Origin of the sequence: Enterobacter sp. ENT02, assembly GCF_019219165.1 — a bacterium.
Lineage (GTDB): Bacteria > Pseudomonadota > Gammaproteobacteria > Enterobacterales > Enterobacteriaceae > Enterobacter > Enterobacter mori.
Window position 1 is genome coordinate 103,622 of the sequence record NZ_JAHUWD010000005.1, and the last position, 17,224, is coordinate 120,845.

A 17,224-nucleotide genomic window follows, 5' to 3' on the forward strand; every position below is an offset into this window, starting at 1 on the left:
ACTATGACTGAGAAACATTTTGTTGAACTGCGCAACGTGACCAAACGCTTTGGCGCAAACACGGTAATTGAAAACATCAACCTGGCGATCCCGCAGGGACAAATGGTAACGCTGCTCGGCCCGTCAGGCTGCGGTAAAACCACCGTGCTGCGCCTGGTTGCCGGGCTGGAAAAACCGACTGAAGGGCAGATTTACATCGATGGTGAGGATGTGACCCACCGCTCCATTCAGCAGCGCGATATCTGTATGGTGTTCCAGTCCTACGCGCTCTTCCCGCATATGTCGCTGGGCGAAAACGTGGGCTACGGTCTGAAGATGCTGGGCGTTTCGCGCGCAGAGATAAAAACGCGGGTCAAAGAAGCCCTGGCGATGGTTGACCTTGAGGGGTTTGAAGATCGCTATGTGGATCAGATTTCCGGCGGCCAGCAGCAGCGCGTGGCGCTGGCCCGCGCTCTGATCCTCAAACCCAAAGTGTTGCTGTTCGATGAACCGCTGAGCAACCTCGATGCGAACCTCAGGCGCAGCATGCGGGACAAAATCCGCGAGCTGCAAAAGCAGTTCAACATCACCTCGCTGTACGTGACGCACGATCAAAGCGAGGCGTTTGCGGTTTCCGACACCGTGCTGGTGATGAACAAGGGCAACATTATGCAGATTGGCTCGCCTCAGGATCTCTATCGGCAACCGGCGTCTCGCTTTATGGCGAGTTTTATGGGGGATGCCAACCTCTTCCCGGCCCGCTTCAGCGAGGATGTCGTGGAAATCCACGGCTATCGTCTGCCGCGTCCGCTGCACTTTGCTACCCAGGGCGAAGGCACCGTCGGCGTGCGTCCGGAGGCGATTACGCTCAGCCAGCACGGCGAGGCGAGCCAGCGCTGCACTATCCGCCACGTCGCCTATATGGGTCCGCAGTATGAGGTGATTGTCGACTGGCACGGACAGGAGATTTTACTGCAGGTTAACGCCACGCGCCTGCAGCCGGACGTGGGCGATGCGTACTATCTTGAGATCCACCCGTACGGGATGTTTGTACTGGCGGAGGCGGCATGATGTGTGCCGGGTGAGGCGCAGCCGCCACCCGGCAAAAGACTCAGCGCTGCGCGTTCAGCTCAGCAATATCTTTCGGCGTGGTGCGACAGCACCCGCCAATCAGCTTCGCCCCGGCAGCCAGCCACTGCGGCAGAAACCCTGCCAGCGTCTCGCACGCTTCGCCGTGGTGGTGCCAGGTTTTGGTTACCGCGTCATAGTGCTCGCCCGAGTTCGGGTAGACCACCAGTGGCAGCGCCGTCAGGCTTTGCAGATGCTTCAGCGCCGCGGTGGTGTTTTCCAGGGCGATGCAGTTAATGCCCAGGGCGACAATGTGCGGCGAGTTCGCCAGTACGCTGACCACCTCACGCAGCGGCGTACCGTCGCTCAGGTGCTCGCTGTCGCGTAAGGTGAAGGAGAACCACGCCCGGGCGCGGGGGTATTCAGACAGCAACGCCGCCAGCGCCTTAATCTCCTCAAAGGACGGTAGGGTTTCGCAGGCCAGCAGGTCAGCGCCCGCATCCAGCAGCGCTTCCACTCGAGGACGATGGAAGGTGGTGAATTCTTGCGCACTGCGCACGTAGTCGCCGCGATACTCTGAGCCATCCGCCAGATAGGCTCCGTATGGCCCGACAGATCCCGCCACCAGCAGCGTGCCCGCATGCGGATTTTCAGCCAGATACGCTTCGCGCGCCTTACGCGCCAGCTCCACGCTTTTACCAATCAGCGCGCGGGACTGCGCCTCGTCCAGACCGCGCGCGGAAAAGCCCGCAGGCGTGGCCTGATAGCTGGCGGTGATCGCCACCTGCGCACCCGCGCGGTAGTAATCAAGATGCACTTCGCGGATGAGATCCGGGTTTTCAACCAGCACTTTGGCAGACCAGAGGCTGTCTGCCAGGTTACAGCCGCGCGCTTCCAGCTCCGTTGCCATCGCGCCATCCAGCACCACGAAGGGCTGCTTTTCAAGGAGGGCGGTAAGCGGATTATTCTGCGACATGTTCAGTCTCCTGCGATGTCAGATTTCGGGTCAGGTAGTACGCACCATAACACAGGGCGACAAACGGCAGCCCGCAGTAAAGCGCAATGCGCTGGCTCGGATCAAACCACAGGCCGACACAGGCCACCACGCAGAGGATAAAACCGAGCACCGGCACCAGTGGATACCACGGCGCACGGTACTGCAGCGCAGAGAGCGGCTGGCCGGACTGCAAATGGCGGCGACGGAAAACGAAGTGCGACGCGCAGATGCTGATCCACACCGCCACCACCGCAAACCCGGAAATTGCAGACAGCGCCACAAACACCGTGTCCGGCGCAATCACGCTTGAGAACAGCGCCAGCACGCCGCCGAGCATGGAAACCGACAGCGCCGCCAGCGGCACACCGTTTTTGTTGACGCGGGCAAAGCAGCGAGGCAGCGTTTTCTCATTCGAGAGCGACCACAGCATGCGTCCAGACGCGTACAGACCGGAGTTCGCCGCCGAGAGGATCGCCGTCAGGATCACAAAGTTAAAGATATCAGCCGCATAAGGAATACCGACCTTTTCGAACACCAGCACGAACGGGCTTTTTTCTACCCCGGCCTGCTGCATCGGGATCAGCGCCGCCAGTACAAACACGGTGCCGATAAAGAAGATAATCAGGCGTGCAATGGTGGTGCGGATCGCCACCGGAATCACCTTGTGCGGGTTTTGGGTTTCACCCGCCGCGATGCCGATAAGCTCGGTGCCGGAGAAGGCAAAGTTCACCGCCACCATGGTCATCAGGATCGGCAGGCCGCCGTGCGGGAACCAACCTTCGGCGGTGATGTTGCTTAAGCCCGGCGCGGGCGCACCGTCCTGCATCGGGATAAAACCAAAGATCGCCGCCCCGCCGAGAATAATAAAGGCAATGATGGTGATGACTTTCACCAGAGAGAACCAGAATTCACCTTCAGCAAAGAAGCGCGTCGAGATGACGTTGAGGCCAAAAATCACCGCGCAGAATACCACACACCAGGCCCAGACGGGCACCTGCGGGAACCAGTACTGCATGCAGAACCCAGCGGCAGTAAAGCTCGAGCCGAGCGCCACCGTCCAGGTGAGCCAGTAGAGCCACGCCACGGTGTAGCCCGTCGCCGGACCCAGATAGCGGGCGGCGTAGACGTGGAACGCGCCGGTTTCCGGCATCGCCACGGAAAGTTCGCCCAGACACTGCATCACCAGCCAGACCACCAGCGCGCCAATCAGGTACGCCAGCAGCGTGCCCGCCGCCCCGGTCGTCGAAATGATATAACCCGTATTGAAAAATAACCCTGTGCCAATCACGCCACCCAGCGAAAGCATAATCAGGTGGCGTGTTTTCATGGTGCGCTTAAGCTGCCCATTTTCTTGTTGTGTTTGCATATTACCTTCTAAACGTATGGACATCTAAACATCCAAAGAAGGTGTGTTATACCGCGATTGTTAATAAAAAGCTAGATGACCAGACGCAGACGGGCACGCCGCGCGCTGAGTCGGGGATGGGTTGTGAGGATCACATAGAGAATCGGACGCCAGGCCATAAGCACCTCCGCAAGCAGATGCTTACAGCATGGCGTGAATAACTGAGATTCTCGGTCAGGCGAAAGTGGTATCGACAAACCCTCGGATCATACTTTTACGCTTCCCTCATGGTATGTCGCCACCAGGCAGGCATCATGTCGTCGAAGGAGTGATTTTCCGGGGCAAACTCCGGCTGGTCCGGATCGTCAAACACGCCAGTAAATAAGGCAACGGTGGGTGAATCATCAATCGCGCCGATAGAACTGCCGCAGGTGGGGCAAAACGCCCGGCTGGAGAAGTCCGACGATCGCCATGTCGCCGGACGTCCGCCCGGACCGGTCCACTGCACGTTTTCCGCCGGGAACTCAATCCATACGACGGTTTGTGCGCCAGTGTGTTTCTGACAGATATCGCACGAACAGGTATGCACATTGCCCCCGTTCGCAGCGGTAAAGCGAACCGCGCCGCATAAGCACCCGCCTGAAAAGACCTTTTCCATGCTGTCGTCCTGAGCTGTTTAAAATCTCATCTAAACATAACACATGATTGAGGTTTGATAGTCCGGGTCAGGCGAAGCCATCGCCCGGCACGCCAGCCGCAGAATTATTGGTAAATCCTCAAATCAGTTCTATAGTCGACACTGCTTATTCGTTACCAGGAATCACTATGCGCTTTAATGGACTGACCAAAGGTTTCTTCATTTTTATTCTCGCCCTCGTCACCTGGGCCTTTTTCGACGTGTTGTCGCCCTACTTCTCCGCGATTTTGTGGGCCGCCATCCTGACCATCATCTTTAACCCGGTGAAAAACAAACTGCGCGCTGCGCTTGGCGATCGCAACGGGCTGGCCTCGTTCCTGACGCTGTGCATTATCTGCCTGATCGTCTTTATCCCGCTGATGGTGATCCTCTCCTCGCTCGCCATTGAGCTGAACGTGGTGTACACCAAGCTGCAAGCGAACAACACGCAATTCCCGGAAGTGATCGCGAGCATCTTTAACCGCCTGCCGGACTGGGCCAGCGGTTTTCTGGCGGACCACAACCTGACTAACGCCGCGCAAATCCAGAAAAAACTCTCTGACGTGGCGTTGCAGGGTGGTCAGTATCTGGCTGGCAGCGCGTTCCTGATCGGTAAGGGGACGTTCGGTTTTGCCATCAGCTTCGGCATCATGCTCTATCTGCTGTTCTTCCTGCTCAAGGACGGCCCGTATCTGGTGCGCCAGATCCTTGATTCCCTGCCGCTGTCTGATTTCGCTAAACAGCACCTGTTCGCCAAATTCGTCGGCGTCTCGCGGGCAACGGTAAAAGGCACGGCGGTGGTCGCCGTGGTGCAGGGCACGCTCGGCGGGATTGCGTTTGCCATTGCAGGCATTGATGGCAGCATACTTTGGGGCGCGCTGATGGCCTTCCTCTCGCTGGTGCCAGCCGTCGGCTCGGCGATTGTCTGGGTGCCTGCGGCCATCTTCCTGTTCGCCACCCACCAGCTGTGGCAAGGGCTGTTTATTGTCGGCTTCTTCGTGATTATCGTCGGGCTGGTGGACAATATTCTGCGCCCGCTGCTGGTAGGCAAAGACACAAAAATGCCGGACTACCTGATCCTGATCTCCACCCTCGGCGGCATGGAGCTGTACGGCATTAACGGCTTTGTCATCGGGCCGCTGATTGCCGCGCTGTTTATCGCCTGCTGGAACCTGTTCTCAGGGCGCGATCACGAAGGTAACGCCGAAGAGCTGGACGCAGACTTCATCGAAGAAGGAAAAAACCGGCCAGATTTATGATGTTTCTCTTCATTCCAGGCGGCTCTTTGCCGCCTTTCTTTTCACGCTAAATCAAACATTTTCTATAATTTGAAAAACGCCTCCCCACTCTTGTCGTAGAAGGATCCCACAGGTGCGAATCGCCACGATAACAAACTGGGCCTACGGTGCCACGGTGTGCCTGACCCTCGCTTCTGGCATCGTTATGCTCCTGGCATCCAACGCCGATAGCGTTGAACGTCAGGCCGTTAAGCAACGGCAGGTGTTTGATCGGCTTACGGAAGAGATCGAGACAAATACCTGGATGCTCTCTGATTTAGCGCGCCTGTTCGTCATCAAAAAAGAACCCTCTATTCGGGAAGAATATCGGCAAAAAGAGAGCGAATTAAAAAGCATAGAGCATCATCTGGTGCAGTTAAAAGATAACGGCGCCTCCGGCGAAGAGCTCATGCTGCTTCAGGAAGGATTAAAAATCATTAATGAACTGCAGGACGAGCAGCAAACCGCACTCGACAGCATAGCCCGTGGCGAGCAACAGCAGGCCGTTGCCCTGCTTTATGGCCCTGTCTACGAACAAGAGATGGAGCGCGCGCAGAGCCAGATTGATCATTTCCGCCAGATACTGGATAAGCGCATCATTGCCGACGTACAGGCGGCCACCAAAACATCGAAAGCACTGCGCACGGTGTCGGAAGTGATGGTCGGCCTCACGGCCCTGCTCTTCCTGTTCGTGATGGGCTTTATTCTCAAGCGTCGTGTGCTCCATCCGGTGGTTCGGCTGAGCGACGTCGTACACCGGCTGGCTTCGCAGGACTATGCCGTTGAAACGCCAAACTTTACCCAGATTGATGAAATAGGCGATATGGCCCAGGCCATCCGCATCTTCCGCGAGAACGGGCTGGTGCGACAGCAGCTGGAAAAAGAGCGCGATGCCGACTGGGCGATCCGCGAGCTGCTGGCTCGTATGACCCAGCGGTTGCAGGGCTGTGAAAACCTCGCCGACGTTATTAATGTGGCAGAGCTGTTTGCGCCCAATATTGCGGCGGGCGTTTCCGGGCGGTTATATATTTTTGATCGCGAACCCTGGCAGATGCGCTGCGCAGCAGAATGGTTGTCCCCGGAGGGTGACACACCCGCATTCCATCCGGATGAATGCTGGGCCGTCCGGCGCGGGCAGAGCCATCCCCCGGTGAACGGTGAGCCGGACATTGGTTGTTATCACCTGCCAGAATCGCAAGCACACAGGTCCCTGTGCGTTCCGCTCATTGCGCAGGGCGAAGCCATCGGCCTGCTCTCTTTCCAGAACATCACCCCTGAAACCGCCCCCTCCCGCGCTTATCTTGAACTTATGGCTGAAGCGCTGGGGCTGGCACTGGCCAACCAGAAGCTACGCGATGCTCTACTGGAAAAAGCGCTCTTCGACCCGCTCACGGGTTTGCGTAACCGTCATCACCTGGAAGATACGCTGCGGACGCAAATGGCGCAGGCCATGCGAAGCGAGCAACCGGTAAGCTGTCTGATGATCGACATCGATCACTTCAAGAGCATTAATGACCGCTTTGGTCATGAAGCGGGTGACCAGGTCATTAAAAGCGTGGCGTCGGTTGTTCAGCGCGCCACGCATAATACGGGGATGGCCTTCCGCTACGGTGGCGAAGAGTTCCTGGTTCTGCTTTCCGGTGCCGGTGAAGAAGAAGCGCATGCCTGTGCGCAGAAAATTTACAACGGCGTGCATGAGCTGTCGCTTCGCTATGGGCTGACCGAGATTGGTCCAGTGGATGTATCCATTGGTATCGCCAGCTACCCGCAACATGCCCAGAGTGACAGCCTGCTGCGCGCTGCAGACGTGGCCTTGTATCGGGCGAAAGAGCTGGGCCGCTCGCGGATTGTGAGCTTTGGGATGCTGGAAGCGAGCTAATTGGGATGAGTCGGCCCCGGGTTCAGGGCCGTGTGATTGCCCAAAGCACCACCATGCCCAGCGAATTACTCCGCTTTTCCACGTACAGGGTGCTGTCGATAAAATAATTCCCCTGCGGGTAACAGATGCGGATCTCTCTCTTGAGTTCCGGCTCATAGACTTTCGCCCCCGAACAGCTTTTTCGGCTGCCGGATTCATACCGGTAAGGTTGACTCCAGGCAGAGTATTCTCCGCCCAGTAGCCAGGCCGCGGTAACGATGACGAAAATGACCACCGGCAGGCTGATGATGATGAGGCCGAGGTAAATTTTGACAACGTCAACAACGGTTTTGCCTTTGAACGCTCTCTTCGCGATGAACATCGCCATCACCACCAGCGGCAGCAGCAATGCGCCAACCGCAAGAATCTGTTCTCCCAGGACGGTGAGAAAGGTCACGCGATAAATCTGGCTTGACCAGACAACAAAACCAAATATCAACGCCAACCCGCCAACGATGAGTGGGATCAGAAAGGCATAGCTATCTTTTTTCATGGTGAACAGTTCCTTGTCATGCGTCTGCGGTCAGAAGGGCGATCATCGCGCGAGTGGCTGCCGACTGACGACGGTGCGGCGCGAAGATCACGGAGAAAGGCCGCGAGCGCCCGCGTAAATGGGGCAGCACTTCGACGAGCTGGCCGCGCGCTATCCTGTCGCGGACGATAAATTCATAGCTCTGGCAGATCCCCATCCCCTGTTCCGCCAGTGAAACCACGCCCAGCACGTCATCCGATATTTCGAAGGTTGAACGGGGCAGCCAGTCAACGTCGCGTCCATCATCCCGGAACACCCAGGGTGCAATGCGCCCCGTTCGCGGCATGATAAAAGGCAGACAGCGGTGCTTTTGCAGCTCATCCAGCGTCTGCGGGACGCCCGTCCGATGAAGGTAAGCAGGGGATGCCACCAGAAGCAATGCCGCATCTTCCAGCTTGCGCGCCACTAAGCCACTATCGGGCATCTGACCCAGACGAATAGCGAGATCGAATCCCTCCGCGATCAGATCGACGTTGCGATTGGTGATATTCAGTTCTACCTGAACGTGCGGATACTGTTGAGAAAAGCGAGCCAGCAGGGGCGGCAGACAATAGTGCCCGTAGGTGGTCGGAACGCTGATCCTCACGCGGCCCGTCAGATCGCCCCCCTGGCCACGACCATCCCGTTCGGCGTCATCAAGCAGGGAAAACGCCGTTCGCGCCTGCTCCAGATAAATTCGTCCGGCTTCCGTGAGCCCCACGCGACGAGTGGTGCGCTGTAATAGCTGTCGTCCAAGACGTACTTCAAGGCGGGACACGGCGCGGCTTAAGACTGAGGGGGTGGTTGAAAGGGCAACCGCAGCCGCGGTAAATGAGCCATGTTCAACGACAGTAATGAAGACTTCAACATCGCCGAGATAATCGAATTTTCTGCTCATTTTGCTCTTTCACGAACAAATGTTTTTCAATTTCGCTAATTTATCTCCGATTGGGCGATGAGTAAAGTGACCGCACTTATCACCAAAAGGCAAAAATTATGGATCTTCAACTCACTGGTAAGACCGCACTTGCCACTGGAGCTACCGCTGGATTCGCCGACATAACCGACGAGGAGTGGCTGCGTATGTTCGACATTAACGTGATGTCCGGGGTGCGTCTTTCCCGCCATTACTTCCCGCGCATGCTTGCACGAATGATCGAGGCTGACGAAATAGCCGCTATGGTCGCGCTGCTGGCAAGCCCACTCGGTGCAGCGTCTAACGGAGCTGCGGTACGCGTCGAGGGCGGCACGTTCCGCTCCATTCTTTGATACCGAATTAAGAAGCCGCTTCTTACTCTCTTCACTGGAGCATTTATGTCCCACTGTCCCCGTACTTTCTCCGCCATTGCGATGGCGGTATTGTTTTCTTTCGCAAGCTGCGCCAGCGCGGCGAATCAGGTGCCTCTTGAACGCTGGCGCAGCTATTCAGGTGTAAGCTGGGATACACCAGTGAACGGGCAGCCGGCGCTTTTTTCCGGGTCGGTTAATGCCCCAATCGCCGGTATTCACTTTGATGCAAAGGGCCGAGCCTTTGTCAGCACGCCGCGACTGGTTTCGGCCAGTGCCCCCGCCACGTTAAGTATTCTGGATACCCGCACTCAGTCGGGCCCGGCGCGCCTGACGGCATTTCCGTCACGCCAGGGTAACGCGGTAGATTCTGCTCCCGATCGGAACCTGCGCAACGTGCTCGGCTTTTATGTTGATCGTAAGAACGGCTGGTTATGGGCGCTGGATATGGGGTTCGTCGCGGGAGAAGCGGAATCCCCCGCAGGCTCGCAGAAACTGGTCGTGCTGGATCTCGACTCGGGCCGTACGGTCAAACGGATCCCACTGGACGGCGTGGCTGACCGTAAGGCGAGCTTCCTCAATGATGTCGTTGTCGATGAAGATCGTCGTATCGCATACATTTCCGACAGCGGATCGCGAAGTGCGCCTGAAAACCGTGTCGGTCTGATCGTTGTGGATTTTACCGCCGGCGCAGCCCGACGCGTACTGGATCGCCACCCTGCCCTACAGATTGAACCCGGCGTAAAAGTCGTTTCCCACGGTGCGGAAGTGTGGCCGGGTAAACCGCTGTTGATTGGCATCAATGGCATTGCGCTTTCTCCCGATGCTGAGACATTGTACTGGACGGTGACGACGGGAACACATGCGTACGCGGTACCGACTGCCGTTCTGAAGCAGCTTGGCTCAACCGATGCGCAGATTACCGGACAAATCCAGAATCTCGGCACAGTGGGAGGCAACACGGACGGTCTGGTGACCGATGCAAAGGGCAACCTCTATATTACGGATGTCACCCGCAACGGCATTGTCAGGTATGAGCCGAAGACCCGTACAATGTCGCTTATTGCTGAAAATGAATCCGTACGCTGGCCAGACACGCCGGCTATTCGTCCGGACGGTGACCTGATCTTTACCTCAAGTAGCCTTAATGACCACTTTGCTGGAGCGCTCAAACCCGGTCATGAACGCTACGAGCTATGGCGTTTGCCACTCGATGCTTCATCGGGCACGAAAAAGTAACGGTGCACTACGCTGGACAATCGCTAAATATGACGACGCCGCCCATTGGGTGGCGTTTTTTTTACCTGTCCATGACAGATACAATCTTTGCGGTGAGAAAATAACACCCAATTAAAGCGATCGTTTTTTAAACGCAAGAGAGTTTATTCAAGTCAGTCTAGCGTGCCTCAAAAAAAAGAGGCGTGGTATGTGATTCAAACGCCCCCGCCCAAAACCACGCAAGTAATTGATTTAGTTACACTTAACCATCAAATAAGTACAGAAGTAATAGCGACTCAATAAAATACATAAACTACTGTGATAACTAAATTATAATTCATATACTTCTGTTCAAAAGTGGAGGCCATAATGCGATTAACCCTAATGTTGGTATGCTGTCTGGTACAGAGTTTAGCCTGGGCTGGCGAGCTGCCAAAACCCGTTGGAAAACCCATTTTGACGATTTACGGTAATATAGAAAATACCAATGAAGAGGGAAAAGCAGTGTTTGATCTCGCCAGCCTTGAAAAACTGGGTATGGTGAGTTTTGAGACGACATCTCCCTGGTACACTGGCCGTACAAAATTTGAGGGTGTCCCAATGGGCAAACTCATGGATTATGTTGGCGCGAAGGGTTCTGTCGTTAATGTTATTGCGCTCAATGATTACGCTACCGAGATCCCTCTCAGCGACTTTAAAAAATACAACGCCATACTTGCCTTAAAGATCAATGGCGAATATATGCGCATTCGCGATAAAGGCCCATCATTCATTGTTTACCCTTATGACAGTCTTCCTGAATTGAATAATCAGATTTATTACTCGCGCTCGGCATGGCAGGTTAGCAAAATGAAGATTGAATAGCAGTTCAGGAGAACATAATGAACAGGATACTGGTTGGTATCATTTTTTCTCTTTTTATCACGACAGGGTATATTGCATTTCTTGTTTACGATCGTCAGCAAGAGTTGCAAAAACTGACTCACTACACTGAGTCCTGGTCCGTGGCTCAACTGGTATCAGAGTATTACCGATTTGAATCATGGCTTGGTCTGTACGCAACCGATACCGATGAGGTTACGATAGACCAGGCCCGCATGCGCCTCGAAATTATGCTCAGCCAGGGTGAGTTAATGAAGGGAGGAGATTTAGGTCGCTATATTGAAAGCGATAAAACGCATCAGGCGCTCGCTGCACGCCTGGAAGAAATACTTTCTTATCTGGATAGTCATCTGGAAAAAATGAGCCATGCAGAGTTAAAAAAATATTTGGCTAATATGCATCTGCTCGACGCGCCACTCAGCCAACTCTCTTCAAGTGCGTTAACAAAAGATATTAATACGATTAATGAATCCAATAGAAAAATACAAATACTCTATTATATCTATTCCGCACTTTCGTTACTTCTGGTGATATTAAGCTTTATTCTGGGGTTCCTAATGATCTACCAGAATAAAAACATTCTCAAAGCACACATGCAGGTTAAAAGCCTTGCTGACGAACTTCAGATATCAAAAGAAAAGCTGCAAATTCAGAACGCGAAGCTGGAGTATGATGTTTATCATGACTCCCTGACCGGCATGAAAAACCGCCTTTTCTTCTGGGACGATCTCAGCAAAATTAATCTTCAGGCAGACAAAAACCACATCCCTGTCACGGTGATGTTATTTGATTTAGATCGGTTCAAAGAGGTCAACGATACCTATGGCCATGATGCCGGTGATTTACTGTTGAATCAGGTATCCAGACGGCTCACCTCAATGAGCAGCGCCACTGATACGTTTTACCGTTTGGGCGGAGACGAGTTTGCCCTTCTGTCGAGTGGCCTCACCGAAACGGCAGCCGTTTCGCGCGCAAAAGAAATCAGTAACCATATCAGCCAGCCCTATACGATTAATAATCAGCTGATAAAAATTGCCACCTGTGTAGGTATCGTTTTATCTGATAATGAACGACGCTCCGATTATCTTTATAAATTTGCCGATCTGGCACTCTACGAGGCCAAAAAAGAGGGTTCACAGCAGATAAAAGTCTTCCGTCAGTGGATGCTGCAAAAATTACAGGAAAGCAGAACCCTCGAACATGATATGGCGCTGGCACTTGATAACAATGAATTCGTTGTTTATTACCAGCCTATTGTCGATTCTTTCAGTAATGAAATTTACGGCTATGAAGCGCTTATTCGCTGGAAACACCCTGTGAGGGGAATTCTGTCGCCGGATAGCTTCATCTCCGTTGCCGAAAAAACCGGCAAGATCAATGAAATTGGCAAAATTGTGCTTGAGATTGCCTGCCGTGAAGCGGTTTCCTGGGCCGTTCCGGCGAGAATTTCTGTGAATGTCTCACCGATTCAGTTGGGCAGCAAATCGTTTACGACGATGGTGCAGTCCATTCTAAAAGAGACAGGACTACCGGCTAACCGCCTTGAGCTAGAGGTTACCGAGTCTTCGCTCTTCAGCGACAGCAACATGCCGATCAGTATTCTTAAAAAGCTGAGATCGTTGGGGGTAAAAATTTCTATCGATGATTTCGGGACGGGATATTCTTCACTCTCAAGACTGAGTGAACTGAATTTTGACAAAATCAAAATAGACAAATCCTTTGTGAATTCTATATCCACGCAAAATGAAGCACTGAATATCGTTAAACTGATTACCGGCATGGCCAAGAGCCTCAATATGCGGGTCATTGCAGAAGGCGTTGAAACCGAAGAGCAGCTTGAACGTCTTCAGGTACTTGGCTGCGATCTCGTGCAGGGATACCTGTTCGGAAAACCTCAGCCTGAGGTTAACGAGGTAATCAGGTGCAGTTGAATGGGTGTTGGGCTGTTTATGACCTAAAACCATTTTGATAATCAAAGGTTTAAAAATGAAAAAGACAATGCCGGAATATACGCCTGTTGATTTATCTCGTTGGGCAAGGAGAGAACATTTTGAGGTATTCCAGTCATTTGCAGAGTGTACAATTAACCAAACGGTTCTGATCGACATTACCGTGCTGCGAAAACATATCAAAGAGGTCGGCTGGAAGTTTTACCCGACGATTATTTTCCTCCTTTCTAAAATCATGAACCGGCATCCGGAATTCCGTATGGCCATGAAGGACAATGAGCTGGTTATATGGAATGAAATCCATCCAAGCTATACCATTTTCCATCCCGAAACGGAGACCTTTTCGTCATTGTGGAGCCACTACGACGGCAATATGCATCACTTCCAGAACACCTATGCAGAAGACGTTGCGCACTATGGCAATAACCTTGCTTACTGGCCGAAAGAAGAGTCACGGGAAAATGTCTTTTTCGTATCGTCGATTCCCTGGGTAACGTTTACTAACTTTACGATGAATATTGCTCACATGAAGAACTTCTTTTCCCCGATGTTCACGTTTGGAAAATACTACGAGCAGGATGGGAAAGTGTTGTTGCCGCTCGCGGTGCAGGTGCATCATTCGGTGTGTGATGGCTTCCATGTGGCAAGGATGTTTAATGAGTTGCAGGAGATGTGTGATGGTTTGCCGGAGCTGTCAGAGGAACTTAGCACATGATGCTTAAGAAGTCTTGATGATTCCTTTTATCGGGAATGGCGTAGTGGTCAACAAAAATTGGCCACGGCTTTAGAGTCTTTCCAGAAAAATCGTTCTGATTCATTCGGTGTCAAACCACCGTTATATTGATGAGGTCTGAACTGGCTGTAATATCCCATTATGCCGTTTGTTTTCGCTGCGCTGGCTTCGCTAAAATTAGCGTATCCATTATCCGGTGCCTACTCCGTTTTCAGGCTTCTGAAGAACCGTTCCATTGGGCTGTAATCCCAGCAATTTCCCCGGCGACTCAGGCTTTGTTTTATCTGACACCTCCACAGCAACTGTCTGAAATTTCTGCTTGTATAGTGGCTACCTTGATCCGAGTGATACAGCAAATTAGCGGGTTTCCTCGTGCTTCCCAGACCATGGATAGCGCTTTCGTTGTCAATACAGAGTCCGCATCGCCCAGCCAACCGGTTTAGGGGAAAACAGATCAAGCACAACGGCTAAATAAGCCCAACGTTTACCCGTCCAGATATAAGTAACATCGCCACACCAGACCTGATTAGGCTCTGTTACTGCAAACTCTAACGCGTGGAGTTTCAGGGTTTGATTATAAATTCGAGCCGCTTAAATCAGACGTTGGGAAATCATTTCCTGTTGTCTTCGACCTTATTGTACGTAAAATGACCAGACACATTTTGGGAAGGAGTCTTTAATGGATATTGCGCTGCTCAACAGGGGCTGGAACAGAACATGGTCAGATACCATGGTGAATCTGGAAGCCCGGAAACTCGTCGAAATAGCAAATCGGCTGTCAGCATTCTATTTGCAAGATGGTCTTACACGTATCAAGTTTGTCGAAGAGATAAAACAGGTTGTAGATAAAGAATTTGAAACAGCACGACGAGCTAAAACCGATGAAGAATGTATTGTATGCATCAAAAATCTTCGTGCTGAAACAGACAACCTGCTTGAACAAGAGCGCCTGTTAAAAACAAAGTCCGCACAGCTTTACGCGAAGGTCGAGTTTGTTAAGGAAAATAATAAAATCGTCGGTTATGTTATATCCGCTGTAAATGTGGTGCTATCAGGCGTGGTTCTCTTTGGTGGATTTATGATGTTATCCACTATGGGGCCGATTGGTATGCTGGCTGGGGCAGTCCTGATTGCCGATGGAATGAACGGATTGACGAAAGAAGTGCTCAACTTTGATCAGCCAGCAGGACATAAACCCTCGCAAGGTATCATCGCTGACTCCGCGATGCATACGGCCCAGTTCATGGGATTTAATCCTAACACAGGGTTGGCTCTCTATAATGGTGTTACTCTTGGTGCCAGTGTGTACAGCATTGTAGGACTCGCTCGAAAAACTGGAGCCTGGAGATTATTCCGCTGGCTTCCACACGATTACTATCGCAAAGTCAGCACAATGAACACTCCTAAACTAACAATGAAGATTGTCGGTTATGGTGTTAAAGCAAAAGTGATTTTCGATCTATTGACAACAGAAAATGGAACCAGTTAATCCTTGATAGTTTTTCGGTAACGCCAGGATTTATAAGAAATTACCGGCGGCTGTGCGAAGGACATAATGGCAACCCCAAAGATCATCGCCAGCCCCCATGCAACTGCTCTATCAGGTGAGCTGAAGACGAAAAGTAGCAGTAGGATTAAGGCACACACAGCCACTACTCCCGCCAAGGTAACAAATCGCCTGGCGAGATCATTTATGGCCTCTCCAAGCGTTCCTCCATATTTTTCAATGTTACTTTTTATCTTCTGTAATTCGGGCTGCGTAAACCCTGAACGTAACAAAGCCTCATCAGTCACTTTCATATCGTCTCGTCCCTTATCTTCCAGAAGTGTTTTCCCAATCGCTGATTGTGCAAGCAATCATACTGATGAACTTTAAAGCAATCCACATGATGTTTGTGCAATGTATCAGATTTCAAACAATAGAAGCCATAGAGCCCCGTTAGTGGCACAAGCAACAAGCGGAGCGCAGCGACTTCATCAGATTGTCAGAGGGATCACAACCTTATCAGGATGCTCGCGTACCTTTCGGAGCGTGAGCGAAGCGCTGGCAGAGCCTGCATGTCGTTCCCACTATTCACCTGTTTACGCAGCCACAAGGCCGTTCTTCGGTGACACAAAGCGTCATCACTTCGTGATCGGACAACCAAGGCCACACATCGGGCTTAAATGCTTGTAATCAATCTGTTTCGGGAGGATTTAGAGACGTTGGCAGCGTCATCAGCTTCGAGTTGATAGCGATTCGTGTAGACTGCTCACGCTTTGTACCTGTTCTAGCTTTACAACTACAGGCCGCTACGTGCTAACTTCCCTGAATAGCCACTGTTAACCATAGCGGCAACTGTTGGTCATAGAATCCCTTAAAAAAAGATTGTATCTCGAGAGAGATAATCGCCTTAAGCTATTTTTTTTAAGGTTTTTTTATGTGAGTGCGATAATAGGAACATAACACAACCCATATAACCATTGATAAATATACATATTTTCTTGTTTCATCCTTATAAGTGCCCCCTTTTGTGCCCCCACCTTGTTTTTCATGCGACTCGATGAGCCTTCACCGAGTCGCCAATTTCACCAATTTTTTCACAGACCGTGCAAATCTTCTCGACTCTTGAAGTCTTCCTCATTACCGCGATCGGCTAAGAACAATATTACTTACTTCCCTGTAAGAAAAACGAGTCATCAGCCCGCACGCTCTTCTGGCATGAAGTATGTCTGTCACGGTCAAATATGATGCTTGCTCCAGTGAGGTAAACCCTTTGCGATCGATACGAACCAACTCATATTTCTCCACCAAAAAGTTAACGGCATTAACCAAAGTGATACCGGCATCGATATGTTCCTGTATAACGGTTTCATCACAGAACGGCGTATCGTTCAGGGTCAGACCATAGTGTTTTTCCAGCAGGCGTGAAAGTAGCATTTGCCAGACTGCAACGGGCGACAGACATGGCTTCGCCGCCCGCATGTTTCTTGCAGATAGAAATTTCATTTTTGCTCTCGTGTATTTAATTAGCGTTGAGTTGGATAAACGGCGATGTATACGTAACCGCAACTGCCAAGCGTGTCGGCTTCACAAGTGAGCCCATTGTGATATAGCGTGACGCAGTGCTGATACCGAGGATTAAGCTCGCCGCTGGTCAGCATTAGTTCCAGTTGTTTGAGTATCAGGGGAAAAGCTTGGTCCAGGCACAACGCATCCTTGTCGCTGAAAGCACCGTTAAACCCCGCCCGGTCAGCGAGAAAATGCAGGCGGTTGCCTTCCTGCACCAGACGAGCGCCAAAACAGGGGATGATCGTACTCTGTAGTCCCCACTGCTGGCAGGCGGGATTCCCCGGCTTGGTACCGGATTCGGAGCGATTATTCATTTTTGTTCCTGATTATAG

The 17,224-nt window shown here is 52.2% G+C and carries 16 protein-coding genes and 2 pseudogenes; 9 read left to right on the forward strand and 9 right to left on the reverse strand.

Annotation, left to right across the window (positions count from 1 at the left end; translation table 11 throughout):
* Window positions 1-3: 3 nt before the first annotated feature.
* A complete protein-coding gene (fbpC, locus tag KW829_RS16330; protein WP_100167153.1) occupies window positions 4-1,050 on the forward strand; it encodes a ferric ABC transporter ATP-binding protein in 1,047 nt (348 codons plus the stop codon).
* A 40-nt stretch (window positions 1,051-1,090) separates the two neighbouring features.
* Here fbpC and mmuM read toward each other — a convergent pair whose 3' ends face one another.
* The 3 genes from mmuM to KW829_RS16345 all read right to left on the reverse strand — a co-directional run bounded on the left by mmuM (window position 1,091) and on the right by KW829_RS16345 (window position 4,047).
* The gene (mmuM, locus tag KW829_RS16335; RefSeq protein ID WP_218308613.1) at window positions 1,091-2,023 is read right to left on the reverse strand and encodes a homocysteine S-methyltransferase; all 933 of its coding nucleotides are present in this window, start codon (window positions 2,021-2,023) and stop codon (window positions 1,091-1,093) included.
* Entirely contained in the window at window positions 2,010-3,410 is a 1,401-nt protein-coding gene (gene mmuP, locus KW829_RS16340; protein WP_218308614.1) for an S-methylmethionine permease, read from the reverse strand. Before mmuP ends, mmuM begins: the two co-directional genes overlap by 14 nt.
* Window positions 3,411-3,663: 253 nt before the next feature.
* A complete protein-coding gene (locus KW829_RS16345; RefSeq protein WP_218308615.1) occupies window positions 3,664-4,047 on the reverse strand; it encodes a GFA family protein in 384 nt (127 codons plus the stop codon).
* Window positions 4,048-4,214: 167 nt separating this feature from the next.
* Here KW829_RS16345 and KW829_RS16350 point away from each other — a divergent pair, with 167 nt between their 5' ends.
* Window positions 4,215-5,324 carry an AI-2E family transporter gene (locus KW829_RS16350; RefSeq protein ID WP_010427927.1) on the forward strand — a complete coding sequence of 370 codons (1,110 nt, stop codon included), beginning with the start codon at window positions 4,215-4,217 and terminating at the stop codon, window positions 5,322-5,324.
* Window positions 5,325-5,436: 112 nt separating this feature from the next.
* A complete protein-coding gene (locus KW829_RS16355; RefSeq protein WP_218308616.1) occupies window positions 5,437-7,221 on the forward strand; it encodes a diguanylate cyclase in 1,785 nt (594 codons plus the stop codon).
* 22 nt (window positions 7,222-7,243) lie between these two features.
* Here KW829_RS16355 and KW829_RS16360 read toward each other — a convergent pair whose 3' ends face one another.
* Window positions 7,244-7,753, reverse strand: coding sequence for a hypothetical protein (locus KW829_RS16360; protein WP_218308617.1), 510 nt, complete (start codon window positions 7,751-7,753; stop codon window positions 7,244-7,246).
* Window positions 7,754-7,769: 16 nt separating this feature from the next.
* The gene (locus tag KW829_RS16365) at window positions 7,770-8,669 is read right to left on the reverse strand and encodes a LysR family transcriptional regulator (protein WP_218308618.1); all 900 of its coding nucleotides are present in this window, start codon (window positions 8,667-8,669) and stop codon (window positions 7,770-7,772) included.
* A 152-nt stretch (window positions 8,670-8,821) separates the two neighbouring features.
* Between KW829_RS16365 and KW829_RS16370 the strand changes: the two are divergent.
* The 5 genes and pseudogenes from KW829_RS16370 to catA all read left to right on the forward strand — a co-directional run.
* Window positions 8,822-9,040: pseudogene (locus KW829_RS16370) on the forward strand (hypothetical protein); the annotation flags it as partial.
* A 45-nt stretch (window positions 9,041-9,085) separates the two neighbouring features.
* Entirely contained in the window at window positions 9,086-10,297 is a 1,212-nt protein-coding gene (locus tag KW829_RS16375; RefSeq protein ID WP_218308620.1) for an L-dopachrome tautomerase-related protein, read from the forward strand.
* Window positions 10,298-10,645: 348 nt separating this feature from the next.
* Complete coding sequence (locus KW829_RS16380) at window positions 10,646-11,140, forward strand: molybdopterin-dependent oxidoreductase (protein ID WP_010427922.1); 495 nt, start codon at window positions 10,646-10,648, stop codon at window positions 11,138-11,140.
* A gap of 17 nt (window positions 11,141-11,157) precedes the next feature.
* Window positions 11,158-13,089: a bifunctional diguanylate cyclase/phosphodiesterase gene (locus KW829_RS16385; RefSeq protein ID WP_109492526.1), complete on the forward strand. Its 1,932-nt coding sequence runs from the start codon at window positions 11,158-11,160 to the stop codon at window positions 13,087-13,089.
* Between the two features lie 55 nt (window positions 13,090-13,144).
* Window positions 13,145-13,822, forward strand: coding sequence for a type A chloramphenicol O-acetyltransferase (gene catA / locus KW829_RS16390; protein WP_218308621.1), 678 nt, complete (start codon window positions 13,145-13,147; stop codon window positions 13,820-13,822).
* Window positions 13,823-13,869: 47 nt separating this feature from the next.
* Here catA and KW829_RS16395 read toward each other — a convergent pair.
* Window positions 13,870-14,389, reverse strand: a pseudogene (locus KW829_RS16395) (IS3 family transposase); the annotation flags it as partial.
* A 130-nt stretch (window positions 14,390-14,519) separates the two neighbouring features.
* Between KW829_RS16395 and KW829_RS16400 the strand changes: the two are divergent.
* Entirely contained in the window at window positions 14,520-15,329 is an 810-nt protein-coding gene (locus tag KW829_RS16400; RefSeq protein WP_218308622.1) for a DUF4225 domain-containing protein, read from the forward strand.
* On the opposite strand, the gene KW829_RS16405 is transcribed toward KW829_RS16400, so the two are convergent.
* From KW829_RS16405 to KW829_RS16415, 3 genes are all read right to left on the reverse strand, one after another.
* Window positions 15,326-15,640 (reverse strand): hypothetical protein, encoded by a 315-nt coding sequence (locus tag KW829_RS16405; protein WP_089598109.1) that lies wholly within the window; start codon window positions 15,638-15,640, stop codon window positions 15,326-15,328. The genes KW829_RS16400 and KW829_RS16405 overlap by 4 nt on opposite strands.
* An 823-nt stretch (window positions 15,641-16,463) precedes the next feature.
* Complete coding sequence (locus tag KW829_RS16410) at window positions 16,464-16,829, reverse strand: TA system toxin CbtA family protein (RefSeq protein WP_194512890.1); 366 nt, start codon at window positions 16,827-16,829, stop codon at window positions 16,464-16,466.
* Between the two features lie 20 nt (window positions 16,830-16,849).
* Window positions 16,850-17,206, reverse strand: a complete 357-nt coding sequence (locus tag KW829_RS16415) for a type IV toxin-antitoxin system YeeU family antitoxin (RefSeq protein WP_218308623.1) — start codon at window positions 17,204-17,206, stop codon at window positions 16,850-16,852.
* Window positions 17,207-17,224 lie beyond the last annotated feature (18 nt).

What these genes read in the sequence shown, in the direction of transcription:
- KW829_RS16360 (WP_218308617.1), bottom strand. Translation starts at nt 7,753, where the DNA reads ATGAAAAAAGATAGCTATGCCTTTCTGATCCCACTCATCGTTGGCGGG.
- KW829_RS16380 (WP_010427922.1), top strand. Translation starts at nt 10,646, where the DNA reads ATGCGATTAACCCTAATGTTGGTATGCTGTCTGGTACAGAGTTTAGCC.
- KW829_RS16400 (WP_218308622.1), top strand. Translation starts at nt 14,520, where the DNA reads ATGGATATTGCGCTGCTCAACAGGGGCTGGAACAGAACATGGTCAGAT.
- KW829_RS16375 (WP_218308620.1), top strand. Translation starts at nt 9,086, where the DNA reads ATGTCCCACTGTCCCCGTACTTTCTCCGCCATTGCGATGGCGGTATTG.
- KW829_RS16385 (WP_109492526.1), top strand. Translation starts at nt 11,158, where the DNA reads ATGAACAGGATACTGGTTGGTATCATTTTTTCTCTTTTTATCACGACA.
- KW829_RS16350 (WP_010427927.1), top strand. Translation starts at nt 4,215, where the DNA reads ATGCGCTTTAATGGACTGACCAAAGGTTTCTTCATTTTTATTCTCGCC.
- KW829_RS16345 (WP_218308615.1), bottom strand. Translation starts at nt 4,047, where the DNA reads ATGGAAAAGGTCTTTTCAGGCGGGTGCTTATGCGGCGCGGTTCGCTTT.
- mmuM (WP_218308613.1), bottom strand. Translation starts at nt 2,023, where the DNA reads ATGTCGCAGAATAATCCGCTTACCGCCCTCCTTGAAAAGCAGCCCTTC.
- KW829_RS16405 (WP_089598109.1), bottom strand. Translation starts at nt 15,640, where the DNA reads ATGAAAGTGACTGATGAGGCTTTGTTACGTTCAGGGTTTACGCAGCCC.
- KW829_RS16415 (WP_218308623.1), bottom strand. Translation starts at nt 17,206, where the DNA reads ATGAATAATCGCTCCGAATCCGGTACCAAGCCGGGGAATCCCGCCTGC.
- fbpC (WP_100167153.1), top strand. Translation starts at nt 4, where the DNA reads ATGACTGAGAAACATTTTGTTGAACTGCGCAACGTGACCAAACGCTTT.
- KW829_RS16410 (WP_194512890.1), bottom strand. Translation starts at nt 16,829, where the DNA reads ATGAAATTTCTATCTGCAAGAAACATGCGGGCGGCGAAGCCATGTCTG.
- KW829_RS16365 (WP_218308618.1), bottom strand. Translation starts at nt 8,669, where the DNA reads ATGAGCAGAAAATTCGATTATCTCGGCGATGTTGAAGTCTTCATTACT.
- mmuP (WP_218308614.1), bottom strand. Translation starts at nt 3,410, where the DNA reads ATGCAAACACAACAAGAAAATGGGCAGCTTAAGCGCACCATGAAAACA.
- catA (WP_218308621.1), top strand. Translation starts at nt 13,145, where the DNA reads ATGAAAAAGACAATGCCGGAATATACGCCTGTTGATTTATCTCGTTGG.